General features: G+C 70.9%; 16 protein-coding genes. 4 read left to right on the top strand and 12 right to left on the bottom strand.

Translation table 11 applies throughout. The features are described 5' to 3' along the window. Together E1161_RS23915 and E1161_RS23920 are read left to right on the top strand one after the other, a co-directional pair. Positions 1-728 (top strand): carbohydrate-binding protein (locus tag E1161_RS23915; RefSeq protein WP_165939921.1); only part of this gene is annotated, 728 nt, incomplete at its 5' end. A 26-nt stretch (positions 729-754) separates the two neighbouring features. Then, positions 755-1,633 (top strand): 3-methyladenine DNA glycosylase, encoded by an 879-nt coding sequence (locus tag E1161_RS23920; protein WP_132626984.1) that lies wholly within the window; start codon positions 755-757, stop codon positions 1,631-1,633. On the opposite strand, the gene E1161_RS23925 is transcribed toward E1161_RS23920, so the two are convergent. Further along, positions 1,605-2,978: a hypothetical protein gene (locus E1161_RS23925; RefSeq protein WP_132626985.1), complete on the bottom strand. Its 1,374-nt coding sequence runs from the start codon at positions 2,976-2,978 to the stop codon at positions 1,605-1,607. The two genes, E1161_RS23920 and E1161_RS23925, sit on opposite strands and share 29 nt — an antisense overlap. A gap of 293 nt (positions 2,979-3,271) precedes the next feature. Between E1161_RS23925 and E1161_RS23930 the strand changes: the two genes are divergently transcribed. Next, the gene (locus tag E1161_RS23930) at positions 3,272-4,321 is read left to right on the top strand and encodes an NAD-dependent epimerase/dehydratase family protein (protein ID WP_328591310.1); all 1,050 of its coding nucleotides are present in this window, start codon (positions 3,272-3,274) and stop codon (positions 4,319-4,321) included. Here the strand turns inward: E1161_RS23930 and E1161_RS23935 are convergent. From E1161_RS23935 to E1161_RS23950, 4 genes are read right to left on the bottom strand one after another with little or no spacing between them, the layout of a single operon-like run. Next, positions 4,253-4,588: a DUF2304 domain-containing protein gene (locus tag E1161_RS23935; protein ID WP_132626987.1), complete on the bottom strand. Its 336-nt coding sequence runs from the start codon at positions 4,586-4,588 to the stop codon at positions 4,253-4,255. The genes E1161_RS23930 and E1161_RS23935 overlap by 69 nt on opposite strands. Further along, a complete protein-coding gene (locus E1161_RS23940; protein WP_132626988.1) occupies positions 4,585-5,280 on the bottom strand; it encodes a glycosyltransferase family 2 protein in 696 nt (231 codons plus the stop codon). Before E1161_RS23940 ends, E1161_RS23935 begins: the two co-directional genes overlap by 4 nt. Continuing rightward, complete coding sequence (locus E1161_RS23945) at positions 5,277-7,280, bottom strand: DUF6541 family protein (RefSeq protein WP_132626989.1); 2,004 nt, start codon at positions 7,278-7,280, stop codon at positions 5,277-5,279. The genes E1161_RS23940 and E1161_RS23945 overlap by 4 nt, the downstream gene beginning before the upstream one ends. Before the next feature lie 2 nt (positions 7,281-7,282). Beyond that, on the bottom strand, positions 7,283-9,367 hold the full coding sequence (locus E1161_RS23950; protein ID WP_132626990.1) for a DUF6541 family protein: 2,085 nt from the start codon (positions 9,365-9,367) through the stop codon (positions 7,283-7,285). A gap of 333 nt (positions 9,368-9,700) precedes the next feature. Here E1161_RS23950 and E1161_RS23955 point away from each other — a divergent pair, with 333 nt between their 5' ends. Continuing rightward, the gene (locus E1161_RS23955) at positions 9,701-11,389 is read left to right on the top strand and encodes a hypothetical protein (protein WP_132626991.1); all 1,689 of its coding nucleotides are present in this window, start codon (positions 9,701-9,703) and stop codon (positions 11,387-11,389) included. 24 nt (positions 11,390-11,413) lie between these two features. Here the strand turns inward: E1161_RS23955 and E1161_RS23960 are convergent, their stop codons facing one another. The 7 genes from E1161_RS23960 to E1161_RS23990 form a co-directional block, all read right to left on the bottom strand. Beyond that, positions 11,414-12,610 (bottom strand): Bcr/CflA family multidrug efflux MFS transporter, encoded by a 1,197-nt coding sequence (locus tag E1161_RS23960; protein ID WP_132626992.1) that lies wholly within the window; start codon positions 12,608-12,610, stop codon positions 11,414-11,416. A gap of 171 nt (positions 12,611-12,781) precedes the next feature. Next, positions 12,782-14,281 (bottom strand): class I adenylate-forming enzyme family protein, encoded by a 1,500-nt coding sequence (locus E1161_RS23965; RefSeq protein WP_132626993.1) that lies wholly within the window; start codon positions 14,279-14,281, stop codon positions 12,782-12,784. Positions 14,282-14,346: 65 nt separating this feature from the next. Further along, a complete protein-coding gene (locus tag E1161_RS23970) occupies positions 14,347-15,123 on the bottom strand; it encodes an energy-coupling factor ABC transporter ATP-binding protein (protein WP_132626994.1) in 777 nt (258 codons plus the stop codon). Next, entirely contained in the window at positions 15,111-15,878 is a 768-nt protein-coding gene (gene cbiQ / locus E1161_RS23975; protein WP_132626995.1) for a cobalt ECF transporter T component CbiQ, read from the bottom strand. Before cbiQ ends, E1161_RS23970 begins: the two co-directional genes overlap by 13 nt. Next, positions 15,879-16,214 carry a PDGLE domain-containing protein gene (locus tag E1161_RS23980; protein ID WP_132626996.1) on the bottom strand — a complete coding sequence of 112 codons (336 nt, stop codon included), beginning with the start codon at positions 16,212-16,214 and terminating at the stop codon, positions 15,879-15,881. It lies immediately after the preceding gene. Then, positions 16,211-16,879, bottom strand: a complete 669-nt coding sequence (locus tag E1161_RS23985; protein WP_132627011.1) for an energy-coupling factor ABC transporter permease — start codon at positions 16,877-16,879, stop codon at positions 16,211-16,213. Before E1161_RS23985 ends, E1161_RS23980 begins: the two co-directional genes overlap by 4 nt. Positions 16,880-17,075: 196 nt before the next feature. Next, positions 17,076-17,345, bottom strand: a complete 270-nt coding sequence (locus tag E1161_RS23990) for a HesB/YadR/YfhF-family protein (RefSeq protein WP_125089038.1) — start codon at positions 17,343-17,345, stop codon at positions 17,076-17,078. Positions 17,346-17,379: the final 34 nt, after the last annotated feature.

Raw genomic sequence — 17,379 nt, forward strand, 5'->3', positions numbered from 1 at the left:
GCGTGGCCCCCACCCCGCCGTCGGTTCCCCGGCCGCTGGCGGGGTCCCCGCAGCCCCGGTCGCAGCCGTGGATCCCGCCGCAGCAGGTGCGAGCCGCGCAGCCGAACCTGCCCGCGCAGTCCGGCTCGTGGCACGGGCGGCAGGCACCGAGCTCCGCCAACACGTCGCCGGAGCAGCCCGCGTCCAAGCGCCGCGTCGGTCGGACTGCGGTCATCGCGGGTGCGGTGACGCTGGTGCTGGTCGCAGGTGCGGCGGTGTTCGGTTACGCGGTCGGCAACGGGGACGACACTCGATCGACCGTCCAGCGAGGCCGCTCGGCCGGCAGCGCTTACCAAGCGCTGCAGGCCGAGCTCGCCGGTTGGGCGGACCGCTCGTTCACCACCTCCACCTACCAGGGCACCACCTTCGCCGGTCCTCTGATGGCGGGCCACGTGCTGCGGTTCGACCAGGTGGACTTCGGGCCCTTGCCCGCCACCGAGGTCGCCGCGCGGTTCCGCACCGCGGTGGCGCCCTCGGCCCACGCGACGATCTCGATCCGGCTGGTCAGCCCCAACGGCGAGGAGGTCGGCCGAATCAACGTGGCCGACCTCGGCCGCGACAGCGCTTGGAAGACCGTGCCCGTCGAGCTCGAGCGCGGTGTGACGGGAAAGCACACGGTCTACCTGGTCATCAGCTCGGAGGTCGGCGGCGAGGCGCTGCAGCTGGACTGGGTCCAGTTCCGCCACTGAACCCCGGGCAGATACCCTGACCAGCGATGTTGGTGTTGACCGAGCAGGAGTGGCGCGAGCGCCAGACAGCCCACCGCGAGCGGGTGGCCCGGTGGACCTCGCCGCACCGCCGACGTCAGCACCACCAGCGCAAGCATCCGGTGTTGGACTTCCTGTTCACCTACTACTCGTTCCGCCCGGCCCGTCTGGAGCGCTGGCAGCCTGGGGTCGGCGTGGTGCTGGAGAACGGCCAGCAGTTCCTTTCCCGCAAGGGCTTCACCGAAGCGCCCGGCGGTGTCGCGCTGGACCGGGCGGCGCTGACCGACAAGCGGCGCGACTCGGCGGAGTTCATCCTCGGCCTGCTCAGCGCGACCGCGTCCCGCCCGGCCCGGCTGGGCTGCTTCGGGCTGCACGAGTGGGCGATGGTCTACCGCACGGAGCCGGGCGACGTCCGGCACAGCGGCTGGCCGCTGCGGTTGGGGCACGAGGGCACCGATGAGGTCGTGGAGTCGATGCCGATCAGCTGCACCCACCACGACGCCTTCCGGTTCTTCACCCCGCAGGCCCGTCCGCTCAACGAGCTGCAACCCTCGCGATCCGACCAGGTCAGGTTGGAGCAGCCGGGCTGCCTCCACGCGAACATGGACCTGTTCAAGTGGGCCTACAAGCTCGACCCGTTCGTGCCCGGGGAGCTCATCGCCGACTGCTTCGCACTGGCGGTGCGGGTGCGCGAGCTGGACATGTGCGCGAGCCCCTACGACCTCTCGGAGCTCGGCTACGAGCCCGTGCCGATCGAGACCCCGCAGGGACGCGCCGACTACGTCCGGCGGCAGCGCGAGTTCGCCGAGGAGGCCGCGGGATTGCGGCAACGGCTCATCGACACCTGCCGCGACATCCTCACCTGGGCTGCGCCGAGTTCGGTTTGAACGATCCTCTGGGGTTTTCGGCCCGGTCGCTAGTGCTCGGCGGCCAGGGTGCCGACGGCGCCCGCTGGGGTTCCCGTGTTCCGGGTGCCGTGGAGGACCGGCTCAGCGCCCACGCCATGCCGACGGCCACCGTCAGCCCCGCGAGCGCCTGCGCGGCGACCGCGGCGGCCACCGGCTCGGCCGGTGATGCCAGCACCGCCACCAGGACCACCGCTCCCGCCAACCAGGACGCCGCGACCTCCCGATGCCGGCCGCGCGCGACCAGTGCCGCGTGCAGCACCTGCGCTCCCATCAGCAGCACCGTGCTGCCGACCAGGCACACCAGGGTCAGCGTCGACAGGGGAACCCGCGTTCCGAACAGCTCTCGCAAGGCCCAACCGCCGAGGCCGAGAACGCCCAGGAGCCCGGCCGCTCCGAAGGCGAGCGCCACCGCCATGCCCTTTCTCACCGCCGCCCGGAAGCGACGTCGTTCCGCGCGCGCCTGCGCATCGGTCAGCGCCGTCAGCAGGAACGCCTGCACGGGCGAGAACACGAACATCGGCATCCTCGTCAACAGGAGTCCGGCGGCGAAGGCCGCCGCCAGCGCGGCGTCGTGCAAGCGCGTCGTCACGATCACGACCGACAGGTTGGCGATCACGTAGGACAGCAGCGTCGCCACCGCCAGCGAAGGCAACCCACCGGACATCTCCGGCCTCGAACCGGCGTTGACGGCGGCATCTCCCAGGCTAGGGCGCACCATCGCACGCCTCCGCCTCACGACGAACAGCCCGCCGATGAGCGCGCTGCACCCGGTCCCGGCCGCGAAGGTGGCCGCGTACCACGTCACCGGAACCGGGCCCGCGACCCACGCGGAACCCACGAGCAGGAGACGTCCGATCCCCTCGGCTCCCAATGAGGCCGCGTAGCCGCCGGCATCGTCCAAGCCTGCCAGCACGCCGCGCACCAGCGACATCATCGCGGTGAGCGCGGTGTTGGCAGCGGCCACGGCCAGCAGCCCGCTGTGGCCCGCCAGCGCGTCCTCGACCAGGAGCGGTGCGCAAGCCACGAGTGCGAGCAGTCCCGCGGCCAGCAAACCGGTTCCGCGAATCGACGTCCGCACCAACGACTCTCGCAACGACCGACCCAACGCGACCGCGTGCGCGGTGCGGCGGCTGGCCTCTTGCTCCAAGGCGAGGAAGACACCCGGACCGAGGATGTTGACGACCATGTACAACGCGGACACCGCCGCCGCCTCGGACGGGACGAACAGGTGGCCCGCCAACGCGACGAACGCGTAGCCCGCCGCTCCGACCAGAACGGTTCCCACCGCGAGCGCCACTGCCCCCGACTGCTCACCTCCGGTCACGGGTTCGCACGCTACGCGCGCAAGCACGTCCCCGCAGAACTCGCGCGCCTTCCGCGGTTCCGGCATCCCCCGCTCGACTCACCGCTCGACCGCACCGCTTTACACCTTCCTCGTTCGAGTCGCTGCGCGGCGTTCGGGAGCATCACGTGTTTAGGTGGTGTGCCACCTCCCGGTTTGCGGCTCGCGCTCGGCGCCACCCACGCTCGCAAGTACCAGGCGGCAGCGGTCGAGCGGAAAACCCTGGTATCGGAATTAGTTTCGTTTTTTCTCGGAGGCAACTCGTGCGCGCTTTGGTGACAGGCGGGGCCGGTTTCATCGGCTCGCACCTCGTGGATCAGCTCGTTCGCAACGGCGATGAGGTGTGCGTGGTCGACGACCTCAGCCGGGGAAGCGCGGACAACCTGGCTGAATCACTCGACACCGGCAGGATCAGCCTGCACCGCGTCGACGTCTGCTCTCCCGAAGTCGTTTCCCTGGCACGAGAACATCGCCCGGAGGTCGTCTACCACCTCGCCGCGCAGATCGACGTCCGCGCCAGCGTCGCCGACCCGATCGCGGACGCTCGCGCCAACGTCCTCGGCGTCGTCAACGTCGCCGAGGCGGCTCGGGCATCAGGCGCGCGCAAGGTCGTCTACGCGACCTCCGGCGGCTCCATCTACGGGCACGCCAAGTCCATTCCGACCGACGAATCCGCTCCTGTGCAACCGTTCTCACCGTACGCGGCGTCGAAGTTCGCTGGCGAGCTTTACTTCGACACCTACCGGAGGTTGCACGGCGTGGAGTGCACGCACCTGGCGATGGCCAACGTGTACGGACCCCGACAGCTCTCGCTCGGCGAGGCGGGAGTCGTCGCCGTGTTCGCCGGCGCGATGCTCGACGGCGCGCCGACCGCGATCTACGGCGACGGCCGCAACACCCGCGACTACGTGCACGTCCACGACGTCATCCCCGCGTTCATCGCCGCCTCGGGAGAGCGGGGTTCGGGAAAGCGCTACAACGTCAGCACCGGCGTGCCGACCTCCGACCGCGAACTTCACTCCATCGTCGCCGAGGCGACCGGTGCTTCCGACGAACCGGCGTTCCTGCCCGCGCGGCAGGGCGACGTGCGGGCCTCCGTGCTCGACTGGTCCCGCATCGGCCGCGAACTCGGCTGGAAGCCGCAGATCGACCTCGTCACCGGCGTCGGCAGCGTCGTGGAGCACCTGCTGTCGCAGAGCGACATCGCGGTTCCGGGACCCCGGCACCGCCTGTCCGAAGACGTCTCGCGCGACGCTTCAGGAGGTCCGATCGCGCTCTTCGTCGAGGGCGACCGCTCGCGCCAGCCGCGAGAACCGCACCCGTAGTTCCTTGAACCGCAGGTAGGTGTTGAGCGAGAAGAACGCGAACGCCGTCACCAACCCGTACAACAGCAGGTCCGAGCCCCGGCCCACGCCGACGGCGGCTGCCAGCAAAGTCAGCGTGTCCGGGCGCAGCACGGCGAACACGCCGAACGCCAGGAACATGATGAAGCCGATTCGGACCGCGGCCGTCACGTACGTCGTTCCGTGGTGCCGGAGGAAGAACACCAGCAGCGCCGTCACGGCGACGACCAGTATCACCTGAATTGTCATCTGAATTGCTCCGTCTTGGTCCGCACCACCGTCTCGAACGCGATGTTGACCGCGTTGAGCAGTGACTGTCCCTTCGCCATGGAATAGGCCGTGTACCGAATCGTCACCGGGCTCTCGGCAACCCGCCAGCCCAGACGCCGGATCATGCCGATGATCTCGGAGGCGTGGCCCATGCCGTCGCAGGTGATCTCCATCGTGTCGGCGACCGATCGGTTGAACGCTCGCAACCCGTTGTGCGCGTCGGAGAGCCGCAGGCGTCGCAGGCTCGGGCTGAACCGCACGACCGTGCGCAGGACCAGTCGTTTGAGGATCGGTACGGACGCTGAGCCATCGCCGAACCGGGTGCCGATGACGATGTCCCAGTCGCCCGCTGCCAACTCGTCGAGCAACCGGACCGCGTCGGACACCTGGTGCTGACCGTCGGCGTCGAAGGTCAGGAACCACCGGGCGCCCGGCCGCGTTCGCGCGAACTCGACCCCCGTCTGCAGCGCGGCACCCTGCCCGAGGTTCACCGGATGCCGCACCACCACGGCGCCGGACTCGCGGGCCAGGGCGGCCGAATCGTCGGCGCTTCCGTCGTCGACGCACACCACGTTCGGGAACGTCTTCCTGAGCTCGGTGACCACCTCGTGGATGACGGTCGCCTCGTTGTACATCGGGATGATCACCCAGATGTCGTCCCGTGCAGTCATCGCGTTCCCCTCCGTCCGTCGGGCGGCAGCGCCGACGAATCCAGGTTGGAGCTTTCAGAGCAGGACGACAGCGCGAACAAGGCCAGTCCACCCTGCCGTTCGACCAATCGAAAACCGGGCAGTCGTCCTGGATCTCGAACCCCGGGGTAGTCATCGACCCTGGGATCGGTCGGCCAGAAGTGCACCTCGCCCACGAGCAGGTAGCGCACTCCCAGCTTCGCCGCGATCTGGCACGCGCGGGGGTCGGATGCGGCGAAGACGAGGTTCTGCGCCAGGTAGTCCTGCTCGGCGGTCTGCTTCCGGCCGTCCAGCTGTCCGAACAGGACGCGACGGCCCTGCAGCGGCCACAGCAGCGCGCTGCCGTCCCACGGGTTGTTGGCGACCACGGCGTCCGGCTCGATGCGGTGGCGGATCCGTGCGAAGAACTCCGCTTCCTCGGGGCTGACCAGGTTGGTCGCCGGTGCGTCCTCGGGCGCGAAGCTGCTGTGCACGACCAGCGCGGTGCGGCCGAGGTGCATGCCCTTGGTGGCGCCCGCGAGCACCAGCGCGATCAGCAACGTGGTGGCGCCGACCGGCACCGCGACCCGGAGGTCGATCCGCTCCCGGAGCCGCTCGGCGATCACGACGGTGCCCAACACCGCCAGCGGCACACCGGTGATCGGCAGCATCGCCGCGATCCGCCACGAGTCGCTGTACCAGAAGCCGGTCAGCACCATCGTCCACGGCGACTGGACCGACGCGGCCATCACGAACAGCGCCGCTGACACGGCGTGGGCCGCCGTCAGCCACCGCAGCGCCGGGTCGCGGAGCGACCGCGCGACCCCCACCAGGACGACGGCCGCTAGCAGCCACTCCGCAGGACGTCCGTGCGTGGCGTGCAGCAGCACCTCGCCGACGGCTCCGGTCGTGGTGGTGGTCGGCGCCCACCACACGGCCGCGACCTCCCGCCCCAGCGGCGTCGCGCGCAACCCGGTCAGCAGCAGCACCGGCACGACCACCGCAGCGGCCACGGTCCACCCGGCGCGAACGACGCGGCCGTGCGCGCCGTGCTCGCGCGCCCGCTGCGCGGTCGACACCAGGACCAGGACTGATGCCAGCACGACCAGGCACACCACCGTGTTCGGGTGGGCGAGCGCCATCCCCACGAGCGTCACGGGGAGCAGCACGAGCGCGCGAGGCCGGCCGACCGCGTCGTCGACCGCGCGGCCCGTCACCGCCAGCACCAGTCCCAGCGCCACCGGGACGAGGCTCATCCCCAGCAAGTTCGGCCACAGCACTCCCCACTTGAGCAAGCCCCACGGGAACGCGGTGAAACCCACCGAGTAGAGCCCCGTGACGGCCAACGTCCCCGGTCTCGGACCGAACACCTGGCGCGCCAGGAAGACGCACGCCAGCGGCCACACCACGACGGCGACCACCCCGGCGACCGCGTTCGCCCCGGCCGGGACCGCTCCACCGACCGTGGCGAGCACCAGAGCGGTGACGTCGTGCCACGCGGCCGGGTAGAACCGGGGCGGTGCCCCCGGCACGCCCAGCGCGCCCAGCGTCAGCGACGACGCGGCACCGGAGTCCCGGATCGCGGCGAGCGCGGTGTAGTGGAACACCGCGTCGAAGCTCTGCGACAACGCCGCCGGGGTCCGCAACGCCAGCACGAGCGCGATCCCGCCCAGCAGGGCCGCGGCCAGCACACCTCCGGCAGCGCAGGCACGCACCGTTCTCCGCTCCGGTGCGGGGCGTCGGCCGACCAGCCCGTTCACCGCGAGCGCGAGCAGCGTCGCGAGCACGACCGCACCCAGCGCCACGACCGGCGACCACCGCACCGACGCGGCCTCGGCGACGACCGCAGCCACCGACAGCGTCGCCACCGCCAGAGCCGGTGCCGCAGCCCACACCGCGCATCCCCGCAGTCCGATCGCCGAGGCGATCGGCAAGCCCGTCGGCACCAACCACACCACCGCCGCTGCCCAGAGCGGAGCCGCGTGCAACCAAGCGTCGGTCATCCTCACCTCGTCGAGTTCACGTCGACGGGAGGTCGTCCGGCCGGCGGGCCCGCGTCGAGGGCGCGGATCGCGTTCAGGTCCACCGAGTACACGGCGACCGTGCCGCTGCGGAACGCGGGACGGACCTCGGGCAGCGTCTCCAGGTTCAGCAAGCCCGGTGCCAGCCCGTACGGCGGCGCGGAAACCCAGTTATCGGGCGCTCCCGCCGAACTGATCGTCGGTGTCTTGGTGTCCACGTAGACCCAGGCGATCTCGAGGTCGGTCAGAACGCGCCGGATGTCGCGCTCGGTCCGATACCGGTTGAAGTCCTCCAGCAGCGCGTAGCTCGGCGGCCAAGCGGCCGCGCCCAGCGTCAGCACGTTCACCACCGGCACCCCGCCGAGGACGTAGAGGTAGGTCGACCCGTCGTTCGCGGAGTTCAGCACGCGCTGGCCGGGGAGCACGCGAGGAGCGAGCCACCGGATCGCGGCGAGATCGTCCGGCGACACCCGCACGTACGGCGTCGGACTGCTGAACCGGCTGGCGACCGTGGACTGGGCGATGCGCAGGTAACCCGGCAGGACGGTCGTTGCGTAGACCGCCGCCAGCGCCGTCACCAGCGCGACCGCTGCCCACCGCCCCGCCGAGGGGCGCAGCAACGGCAACCGGGGCAGCCGACGCACCACCACCGCCGCCGTGAACACCACTCCCAGCGCCGCGATGACCGGTACGAACAAGTTCAGGTGGCTGGAGATCCGGAACGTCGCGTTGTAGAAGTAGCGGGTGATCCCGGCTTCCCAGCCGCGACCGGGACTGACGTACATGGCCACGACGACGACCGCCCACACCCCCCACGTCGTCACCAGCCCCCACGGCGCACCCCTGACCAGGATCGCCACCAGGCCGGCCAGCAACAGCAGCATCACCGCGAACTGCCCGGTGCCGAACGGCACCGCGTCACCCGGGAACCCGTCGTAGGGGACCGCGAAAACCCGTCCCACCGCCTGCGTCACCGACTCGGCCGGCTTCTCCGGTGGGAAGGTGGTCACGGTCGCGCGCTGCGACAGCACCGCGGCGAGTCCCGGCAGCGACAGGACCCCCGCCACCACGACGGCAGCCCCCACCGCGCGCACCCGGTCCAGAGCGAAACTCGCTCCGCCCCGGACGAACGACTCGCCCGCGCACCAGGCCACCACGCTCACCCCCACGGTCACGCCGGCGCTCGGGTGGACCGCCACCGCGCCCGCGCACGCGAGACCGGCCACGAGCACCGGCGCCACCGCCCGCCGCATCGTCACGAGGACGGTGAGGATGCCCGGCGCCATCGCCAGCGCGGTCGCGTTCGGCAGCATCCCGCCGACGTGGTTGAGCAGGAACATCGGCTGCTGCAGGCCGATCGCCACGACCGCGGCCATCCCCCCGGCGACCATCGCGAGTCCGAAGCCCATTCGCGCGCGTCGGGCTGCCAGCACGGTCAGCGTCGCCACCGAGACCGGCCACACCACGGCGCAGACCACGACGGCCACCGCGTTCAACCCGACCACGGCATCCCCGGCGAACCGGGCCACGGTTGCCGAAAGCAGGTGCAACCCGGCCGGATACGGCTGGGCGGGTGATCCGGTGAGCAGGTCAGCCGGAAGCAGCTGCCAGGGCGCGCCCCGACCCGTGCGTTCGATGAACGCCGTCAGCATCGTGTGCACGACCATGTCGTGCTCCTGCGGCACGGTGCGGAGCGAACCCATGCCCGCCAACCACGACCGCATCCCGGCCGCTATCGCGGCCGCGACCAGCACGACGCCGCACGCCGCTCCGACCACCTCGACCGGCCGACGCCGCAGGTGCCCGGTCGACGACCTGCGAGGGCTCCGCCACCACACCACCACGCCGATCAGCGCCACCAGCCCGACGACCAGGCCGAGCGGACCCGGTCCGAACGGCACGCCGATCAAGGCGCAGCCCATCGCGGTCACCGATGCGATCACGCACGAGATCGGCGGCGCCACCCCGGCGAACCAGCTCACCCGCCTCACCCGGGCCGCCAGCAGCACGATCGCGCCGGGAGCGAACAGCACCAACGTCGCGACCGCGAGCACCCACAAGCTCTCCACCGTGGCCCACCTGCGTTGGCTGCGTCGCCGGGTGACTCCCGGCGACGTACGTAGCACGTCACCGCAATCGATGACGGCTCTGAACACGGCGCGGGCAAGCTAGGTCAGAGCACTCATGATCGCAGTCTGAAAACCGGTGCCCGGACGAGTGATCGTGCTTTCGCGGGCACCACGGTCCGAAACTAGCGTCGCGACGGAGGCGCCGCGCAAGGAAGTTCCGTTCACTACTCCAAAGAGTGATCGAGCGTTCGCGGGCTCCCCGCTTCGAAACTAGCGTCGCGACGAAGGCGCCGCGCAAAAAACTTCCGCTCACTACTCACAAAGAGGGTATCGATGGCCGAGACGCTGGCCGATCGCTCCGCACCGGAACGCTCGCTCCGCACGACGATGCGGCACCGATCGGCTTGGGGGGCGATCCTCTCCGTCGGCTGCGGCACCGCGTTGATCGCCGTGCACGCGCGCGCCTACGGTTCCTGGCTCATCGACGACGCCGCCATCACGTTCGCCTACGCGCGAAACCTCGCTAGCGGAGCGGGACTCGTGCTCCAGCCGGGCGCGATGTCGGTCGAGGGCTACTCCAACCCGACGTGGCTGGCGCTGCTGGCCCTCGGCCGGGCATGGGGCCTCTTCGATTCCGGAACACTCCTCGGATCTCCCGATTACGTCGTCTTCCCGAAGCTGTTGGCACTCGTCTGCTGCGCGGGAGTGCTCGTGTGCACCTACGTCGCCGCTCGGCCGCTGACCTCCCGGGCGGCGTGGGCTCCGCTGGTCGCGGGCGCGGTGCTCGCGGCGCTGCCGTCGTTCGTGATCTGGAGCTTCTCGGGGTTGGAGAACCCGCTCTACGCGCTCATCACCGCGGCGCTGGCCACGCTGCTGCTCCGAGCCGGACTGGCCGGAACCCTGCTGCACCCGCACATCGCCGCGGCGTCGGGAGCGCTGGCGGTGCTGGCCGCGATGACGCGACCCGACGGCGCCGTCCTCGCCGCCGCGTTCCCCTTGCTCGCCGCGCTGTCCGCGCGCAGCGCGGCGATCCGCGCGATCGCGATCTCCTGCGCGTCGTTCATCGTCCCCTTCGGACTCTTCGTCACCTGGCGTTTCGTCCACTTCGGGCTCCTAGTGCCCAACACCGCTGTCGTCAAGGGCGGAATCGCGCTCGGCGCACCTCAGCTGGACCGGCTGGGCGAACTCCTCGCCTACCCCGGGTGGCCGGCCACCGCCGCGTTCCTCCTCGGCGTGGCCCTGCTGGTGCTCCGCCGCGACCACCGCACCGCGCTTCCCGCGATGCTGATCCCGCTGGCCCTCGCGGTCATCGCCTACACCCTGCTGCCGCAGGACTGGATGAGCCAGCAACGCTTCGCCACCCCGGTGTGGACGCTCGCGGCGCTGACCACCGCGCTCGTCGTCACGGCCGGCCTCGCCGGTCACCGCAGACGATGGCGCGTCGCACTGGTGCTGGTCGTCGTGCTCGCCGGACTCGTCGGCGCGCCTCGGCTGCATCGCGATGCCGCGGCGTTCCGCGCCGCTCCCGATGTGCCGCTCTGCTCGATCGCCGAGCGCTACGGTCACGTGCCCGACCGCTACGCCGACCTGCTCGGCCTGCGCAGCGGGTCCCTGCTCGTCCCCGACGTCGGTGGCACGGCGTTGACCAGTCGACTCCGCATCGTCGACCTCGCCGGGCTCACCGACCCGGCGATCGCCGGGCACCACAACCGAGGCGACATGCGCGGACTGCGCGACCACGTCTTCGAGCACGCACACCCGACGATCATCCACGCGCACGGGCACTGGAGCGCGGTCACCGGCGTCCTCGGCGATCCGCGACTGGCCCGCGACTACGTTCTCGTCCACGCCGACCAGGTCCTGGCCCCCAACCAGGACTGGATCCGCCGGGAAGCCGTCCCCGACCCCGGAGTGCTAGCGGTGCTGCGCGCCGACGCCGGGCGCCGCATCGACGAGATCAACCACCGCGACGCCACCACCCCGACACGCGCGTGCGGACCCGTGCTCCGGGTCGGCCGCTGACGTCCCGCGCCCCGGCGTGAGCCGTCAACGCGGTTCGGGTTGGGCGCGGCGCCTGGTGAGCACCGCGAACACCACGACCGCCGAGGCCGACAGCGCGCCCATCACCAGGCCCATCGGGACCGCGGTGTCCGAACCGGCGATGCCGACCAGCGGGGAGATCAGCCCGCCGATCATGAACTGCAGCACGCCCAGCAGCGCCGAGGCGCTCCCGGCCGTTTCGCGGTGCCCGGCCAGGGCGAGGGCGGTGGCGTTCGGGAACACCAGGCCGATGCTGGCCACGGTCACGAACAGGGCGGGCAGCAGCGCGAACAATCCCAGCCCCAGGACCGTCGAGACCGCCACGGCGAGGCCGCCGAGGGCGTTGCAGCTCAGCCCGACCGCCAGCAGCCGCCGCGAGTCGACCTTGCCGACGAGCAGCCCGTTGATCTGGCCCATCGCCACGATGCCGATGGAGTTCACGCCGAAGACCACGCTGAACATCTGCGGCGAAAGGTGGTGGACGTCCTGCAGCACGAACGACGAACCGGAGATGTAGGCGAACATGGCGGCGAAGGCCAGTGCCGCCGACAACGCGAAACCGGTGAACATCCGGTCGCGCAGCAGTCCGCCGAAGGTGCGCAGTGTCTGCGGCAGGCTGCCGGGGCGCCGGTGCTCCGGCGGCAAGGTCTCAGGCAGTGCCACCAGGGCGGCGACCAGCAGCGCGGCACCGATCGCGCACAGCGTCACGAACACCCCGCGCCACGAGGTGATTCGCAGCAGCTGTCCTCCCAGCACCGGCGCGAGCACCGGAACCACGCCGTTGACCAGCATCAGCAGGGAGAAGAACTTCGCCAGGGCGACACCGGAGAACAGGTCGCGCACCACGGCTCGTGCGATCACGATGCCGGCGGCGCCACCGAAGCCCTGCACCAGCCGCAGCGCGGCCAGCGCGTAGGCGGAGGGCGCGAGCGCGCAGGCCAGCGAGGCGAGGGCGAAGACGACGACACCGATGAGCAGGGGGCGGCGTCGGCCGTAGGTGTCTGACAGCGGGCCCATCACCAGCTGGCCCAGCGCGAGCCCGATCGTGCAAGCCATCAACGACAGCTGCACCTGGGAGGCGCCCGCGCTCAGCTCGCCGGAGATCGCTGGGAGCGCGGGGAGGTACATGTCCATCGACAGCGGCCCGAACGCCGACATCCCGCCCAGGATCAGCGCGTACTTCCCGCGCGACTGCTCTGACATCCACCCTCGATCGTTCGCACCGCGAATCAGTTCGGCTCAACGGTAACCTGCGGCGGAGCGACCTCGCGATGAGTCGTTCATCGCACCAGGGCGCGGTTTTGGTCCGAACAGACCGGACGAAGAGGACTTCGATCGTGGACGGTACGAACCAGAACCGCCCGGGGCCCGTGCTCAACGGCCCCAGAGCGGCCCTTGCCAGGTGGAGGTGGACCGCAGGTCGCGCTTGAGGAGCTTGCCGCCGGGGTTGCGCGGCAGCGGCCGCTCGCTGAGGTGCAGGAACTGGGGGATCTTGAAATCCGCCAGGTGGTCCTCGAGATGAGTCAGGAGCCGTTGTGCGTCGAAGCCGTCATCGGCGACGATGACCGCGCCGACCTTCTCCCCCATCACGTCGTCCGGCACGCCGACCACCGCCGCCTCCACGACGCCGGGCGCGGCCGCCAGCGCGTTCTCGACCTCCACGGAGTAGACGTTCTCGCCGCCGCGGTTGATCACGTCCTTGGCGCGGTCGACGATGTAGACCAGCCCGGCGTCGTCGACGCGGGCGAGATCACCGGTGCGCAGCCAACCGTCGACGAACGTCGACGCCGTGGCCTCGGGCTTGTTCCAGTAACCGGCGACGACGTTGGGCCCGCGGATCAGCAGTTCGCCCACGCCCGTGCCCGGGTCGGGTTCGTCCACCGCCACGTCGACCACGGGTGCCGGGAACCCGACCGAGTCGGCGTGGGCGACCGAGTGCTCGTGCGGCAGAAACGTGGAGATCGAGGAGGTCTCGGTCAGTCCGAAGCTGTTGCCCACCCGCGCCCGCGGGAACGCCGCCTTGATGCGCTCGACCAGCGCGGGCGCCATCGGGGCACCGCCGTAGGAGACGTGCTCGACCGAGGACGTGTCGAACTCAGCGAAGTCCGGTTGCTTGAGCGCGAGCGCGTAGATCGCGGGCACCGTGGTGAACAGGTTGACCCGCTCCTCGGCGATGATCCGCAGGAACTGCCGCACGTCGAAGGACGGCATCACCACGGTCGATCCGCCGTAGGAGAGCTGCAGCAGCAGCTGCGTGTTGCACCCGGTGACGTGGAACAGCGGGACCGACACGAGGTTCCGCGTCCGCCACCCGTTCTCGACGTCAATCCCCTTCACCCGGCACACGTTCTCCACGTTGGACAGGAAGTTCTCGTGGGTGGTCATCGCGCCCTTGGGGCGCCCGGTGGTGCCGCTGGTGTAGAAGATCGCCGCCACCTCCTCCCGGGAGAGGTCGTCGACGGCGAAGGGGGGTCCGTCCGGCAGCGGTTCGCCGGGGTGGAAGGTGAACGCCGCGCCGGAGTCGGCCAGCACGTAGTCGACCTCGGGCTTGGCGAAGCGGGTGTTGACCGGTACCGCGATCGCGCCGGCCAGTTGCGTGCCGAGGAACGCCAGCACCCAGTCGACCCCGGCGGGACGCGAGTTGGCGACGCGGTCGCCGCGGGAGATACCGTCCGCGCGAAGTCCACCGGCGATCCGCGCGGCGCGGTCCCACAACTCCCGGTAGGTCAGCCGGCCACCGCCGACCTCCACCAGCGCTTCGCGGTCGCCGAACCGCTCGACCGTGCCCCGCAGCATGTCCACCAGTGACTCGGCCAGCCCGGTGTAGTGGGCGATGCCCCGTTCGTCGCGTTCGATGCCGGACCTGTCGAACATCGCTTGACCTCCCCGTCGCGCGGACCGTGATCACGGTCACTCGCCGGATGGCGGGGGTCAAGCGGTCACGGCACGCGGAACCCGAACGGAAGTTCCAGCCGGTGCGCTGCGAGCAGCTCCTCGTCGGCGAGCAGTTCGGCGGTGGAGCCGTCCGCGACCACCCGGCCGTCGTCGATGATCACGCTGCGAGGGCACAGCTGCAGCGCGTAGGGCAGGTCGTGGGTGACCATCAGCGTCGTCCCGCCCACCGCGAGCAGCACCTCGGCCAGCTCGCGGCGCGCGACCGGTTCGAGGTTCGCCGAGGGTTCGTCGAGCACCAGCAGTTCCGGGCGGCACGCCAGCACCGCGGCCAGAGCCACGCGCTTGCGCTGGCCGCCGGACAGGTGCAGCGGTGAGCGGTGGGCGTGCTCGTTCATCCCGACCGCATCGAGGGCGTCCTGGACGCGCTGTTCGAGCTCGGCGCCGCGCGCCCCGAAGTTGGCCGGTCCGAACGCGACGTCCTCCCGGACCGTCGGCATGAACAGCTGGTCGTCGGGGTCCTGGAAGAGCAGGCCGACGCGGCGGCGGATCTCCTTGAGGTGCCGGGGCTCCACCGGCAGCCCACCCACGGTGATGCTGCCCGCCGTGGGCCGCAGCACGCCGTTGAGGTGCAGGGTCAGCGTCGTCTTGCCCGCGCCGTTGGGGCCGAGCACGGCGACCCGCTCCCCCGGCTCGACCCGCAGGTCGACGTGGTGCAGCGCGCGATGCCCGTCGGGGTAGGCGTGCGCCAGATCGGTGATCTCCAGCGCGGGTGCGGTCACCGCTTCGCGGAGTCCGACGGGCTGCTCGGTCACGCGGTCCACAACGACACCCCCAGTACGACGGCCGCTGCGGCGGGCGCGGCCAGGCCCGTGCTCCAGGTCTTCCACGAGGTGCGGCGAGCCGGTTCCAGCTCGGGCATCTCGCCCTCCCAACCGCGCGAGAGCATCGCCAGGTGCACCCGTTCGCCGCGCTCGTAGGAGCGGATGAACAAACTGCCGACGCCGCGCGCGGTCGCTCCGGCCTGCCACAGGAACCTCGGGTCGTGACCCCGGGAGATCCGCGCGATCCGCATGCGGCCGGCTTCGGCGACGATCACCTCGGCGTAGCGCAGCATCAGCGTGATGATGGTGATCACGATCTTCGGCGCGCGCAGTCGTTGCAGGCCGAGCACGATCTCGCGAGGCGCGGTGGTGGCCGCCAGCAGCAGCGAGGTGCCGAGTCCGAGCGTGCCCTTGACCATGATGTTGAACCCTGCCAGCAGCCCCTCGGTGGACAGCGCGAGGCCGGCGACCTCGGTGCTCGGGCCGCCCGCGGTGAACGGCAGCAGCAGCGCCAGCACCACGAAGGGCACCTCGATCAGCAGTCGCGCGGCCAGCCAGCGTGGCGGGATGCCCGCGACGGCGGCCAGCGCGGCGAGCAGCAACGCGTGGCCGCCGAAGGCCCAGAAGATCTCGCGCGGCGTGGCCACCACGCACAGCACCAGCAGGAACGCAGCGGTGATCTTCACCTGCGGGTCGAGCCGGTGCACCGCCGTGTCGCCGGGCAGGTGCAGGGCGTCGGCGTGCCCGGTGCCCACCTACGCCTCCTCTGACCCGGAGCGGCGACGCAGTCCCCAGAACAACCCGCCCGCCGCGAGGAGGGTGACCACCGCGCCGATGACCCCGGCGACACCGGTGAACCTCTCGTCACCGCCGATGGCGTAGTCGGCCAGCGGGCCGTCGGCCAGGGCGTGGTCGCCGGCGTGCTGGGCGATGCAGTGGCCCTCCAGCGACTCGCCGCGCTCGGTCTGCACGACCGAGCAGCCCTGCTGGGTGACGGCGTCGAGACCGTCCGGGTCGGAGTCGGCGAAGTAGGCGACTCCCCCGGCGACGGCGAGCACGACCAGGGCGAAGATCAGCATGAACCGCTTCATCGGGCGACCTCCTCGCGCCGGGCACCGCGCAACAGGTGGACCAGGTCAGGCCGGGCCGAGGCGACGGCGCCGACGGTGGCAGCGGTGATCAGACCCTCGCCCAGCCCGATCAGGCAGTGCACGCCGATCATCGCCACCGAGACCGTCGCCAGGCCGAACCCGGCGGCGCCGCCGATGGCGTACTCGACGAGGAACCCGCAGGCGGCGACCACGGTGTTGACCCACGCCGCGATGAACGCGGTGACCAGCAGACCGGCCCGGCTGCGGGTGGCCACCTTCCTCAGCGCCAGCGCCACCAGGTAGCCGACTGCGGTGCCGATCAACGCCATGTTCGTGATGTTCGCGCCGATCATCGTCAGACCGCCGTCGGCGAACAGCAGTGACTGGACGACCAGCACGATCGCCACGCACAGCGCCCCCACCCAAGGACCCGCCAGGATCGCGGCCAGCGCACCGCCGAGCAGGTGCCCGCTCACGCCAGGCAGCACCGGGAAGTTGATCATCTGCGCGGCGAAGACGAACGCCGCGACCAGACCGGCCATCGGGGCCGTGCGGTCGTCCAGGTCGGCCCTCGCGCGCACCAGCGCCACCGCCAGACCGGCTATCGCCACGACGGCGAACAGGACCGCCGTGCGGGCGTCGAGCAGCCCGTCGCTCATGTGCATGGCGAGCGTCGTGGTCGGCACTGGACTTCCCCTCCTGCGAACCGGTGCTCCCCGGTGGAACAACCGCCGGTCAAGGGTAGTTGCCGATCACCCGCTATCACCAGGTCCTGGCAAGAGGTGCTCGTCGCAATCAGACCCGAAAAAAGCCGTCGACCCGGGCACAACACCCGGGTCGACGGCTCAAGTCCTGATCGAGTCAGTCCCGCACGGCCAGTGCCAGTTCGCCGTTGCTGTCCTTCTCGGCATCCAGGGTCTTGTCGCCCAAGAGCTCCGAGACCTCCTTCTCCAGGAAGATCCGGACGCCGTTCTCCTCGATCACCTCGTCGCCCTCCTGGGGTTCCTCGGCGATCGACGCCTGCAGCCCCTGTCCGGCCGGCGCGATGCGCAAGCCCGAGCTGGCCGGAGAGTCGCCGCCGACGAGGACGAGCTTGATGACCTCAACGGCGCTCTCACTGATGGTGAGCATGGTGCTCAACTCCTCTCGGAGCCGGTCGGTTGAT

The organism is Saccharopolyspora aridisoli (genome assembly GCF_004348445.1).
In the GTDB taxonomy this organism is placed as follows: domain Bacteria; phylum Actinomycetota; class Actinomycetes; order Mycobacteriales; family Pseudonocardiaceae; genus Saccharopolyspora; species Saccharopolyspora aridisoli.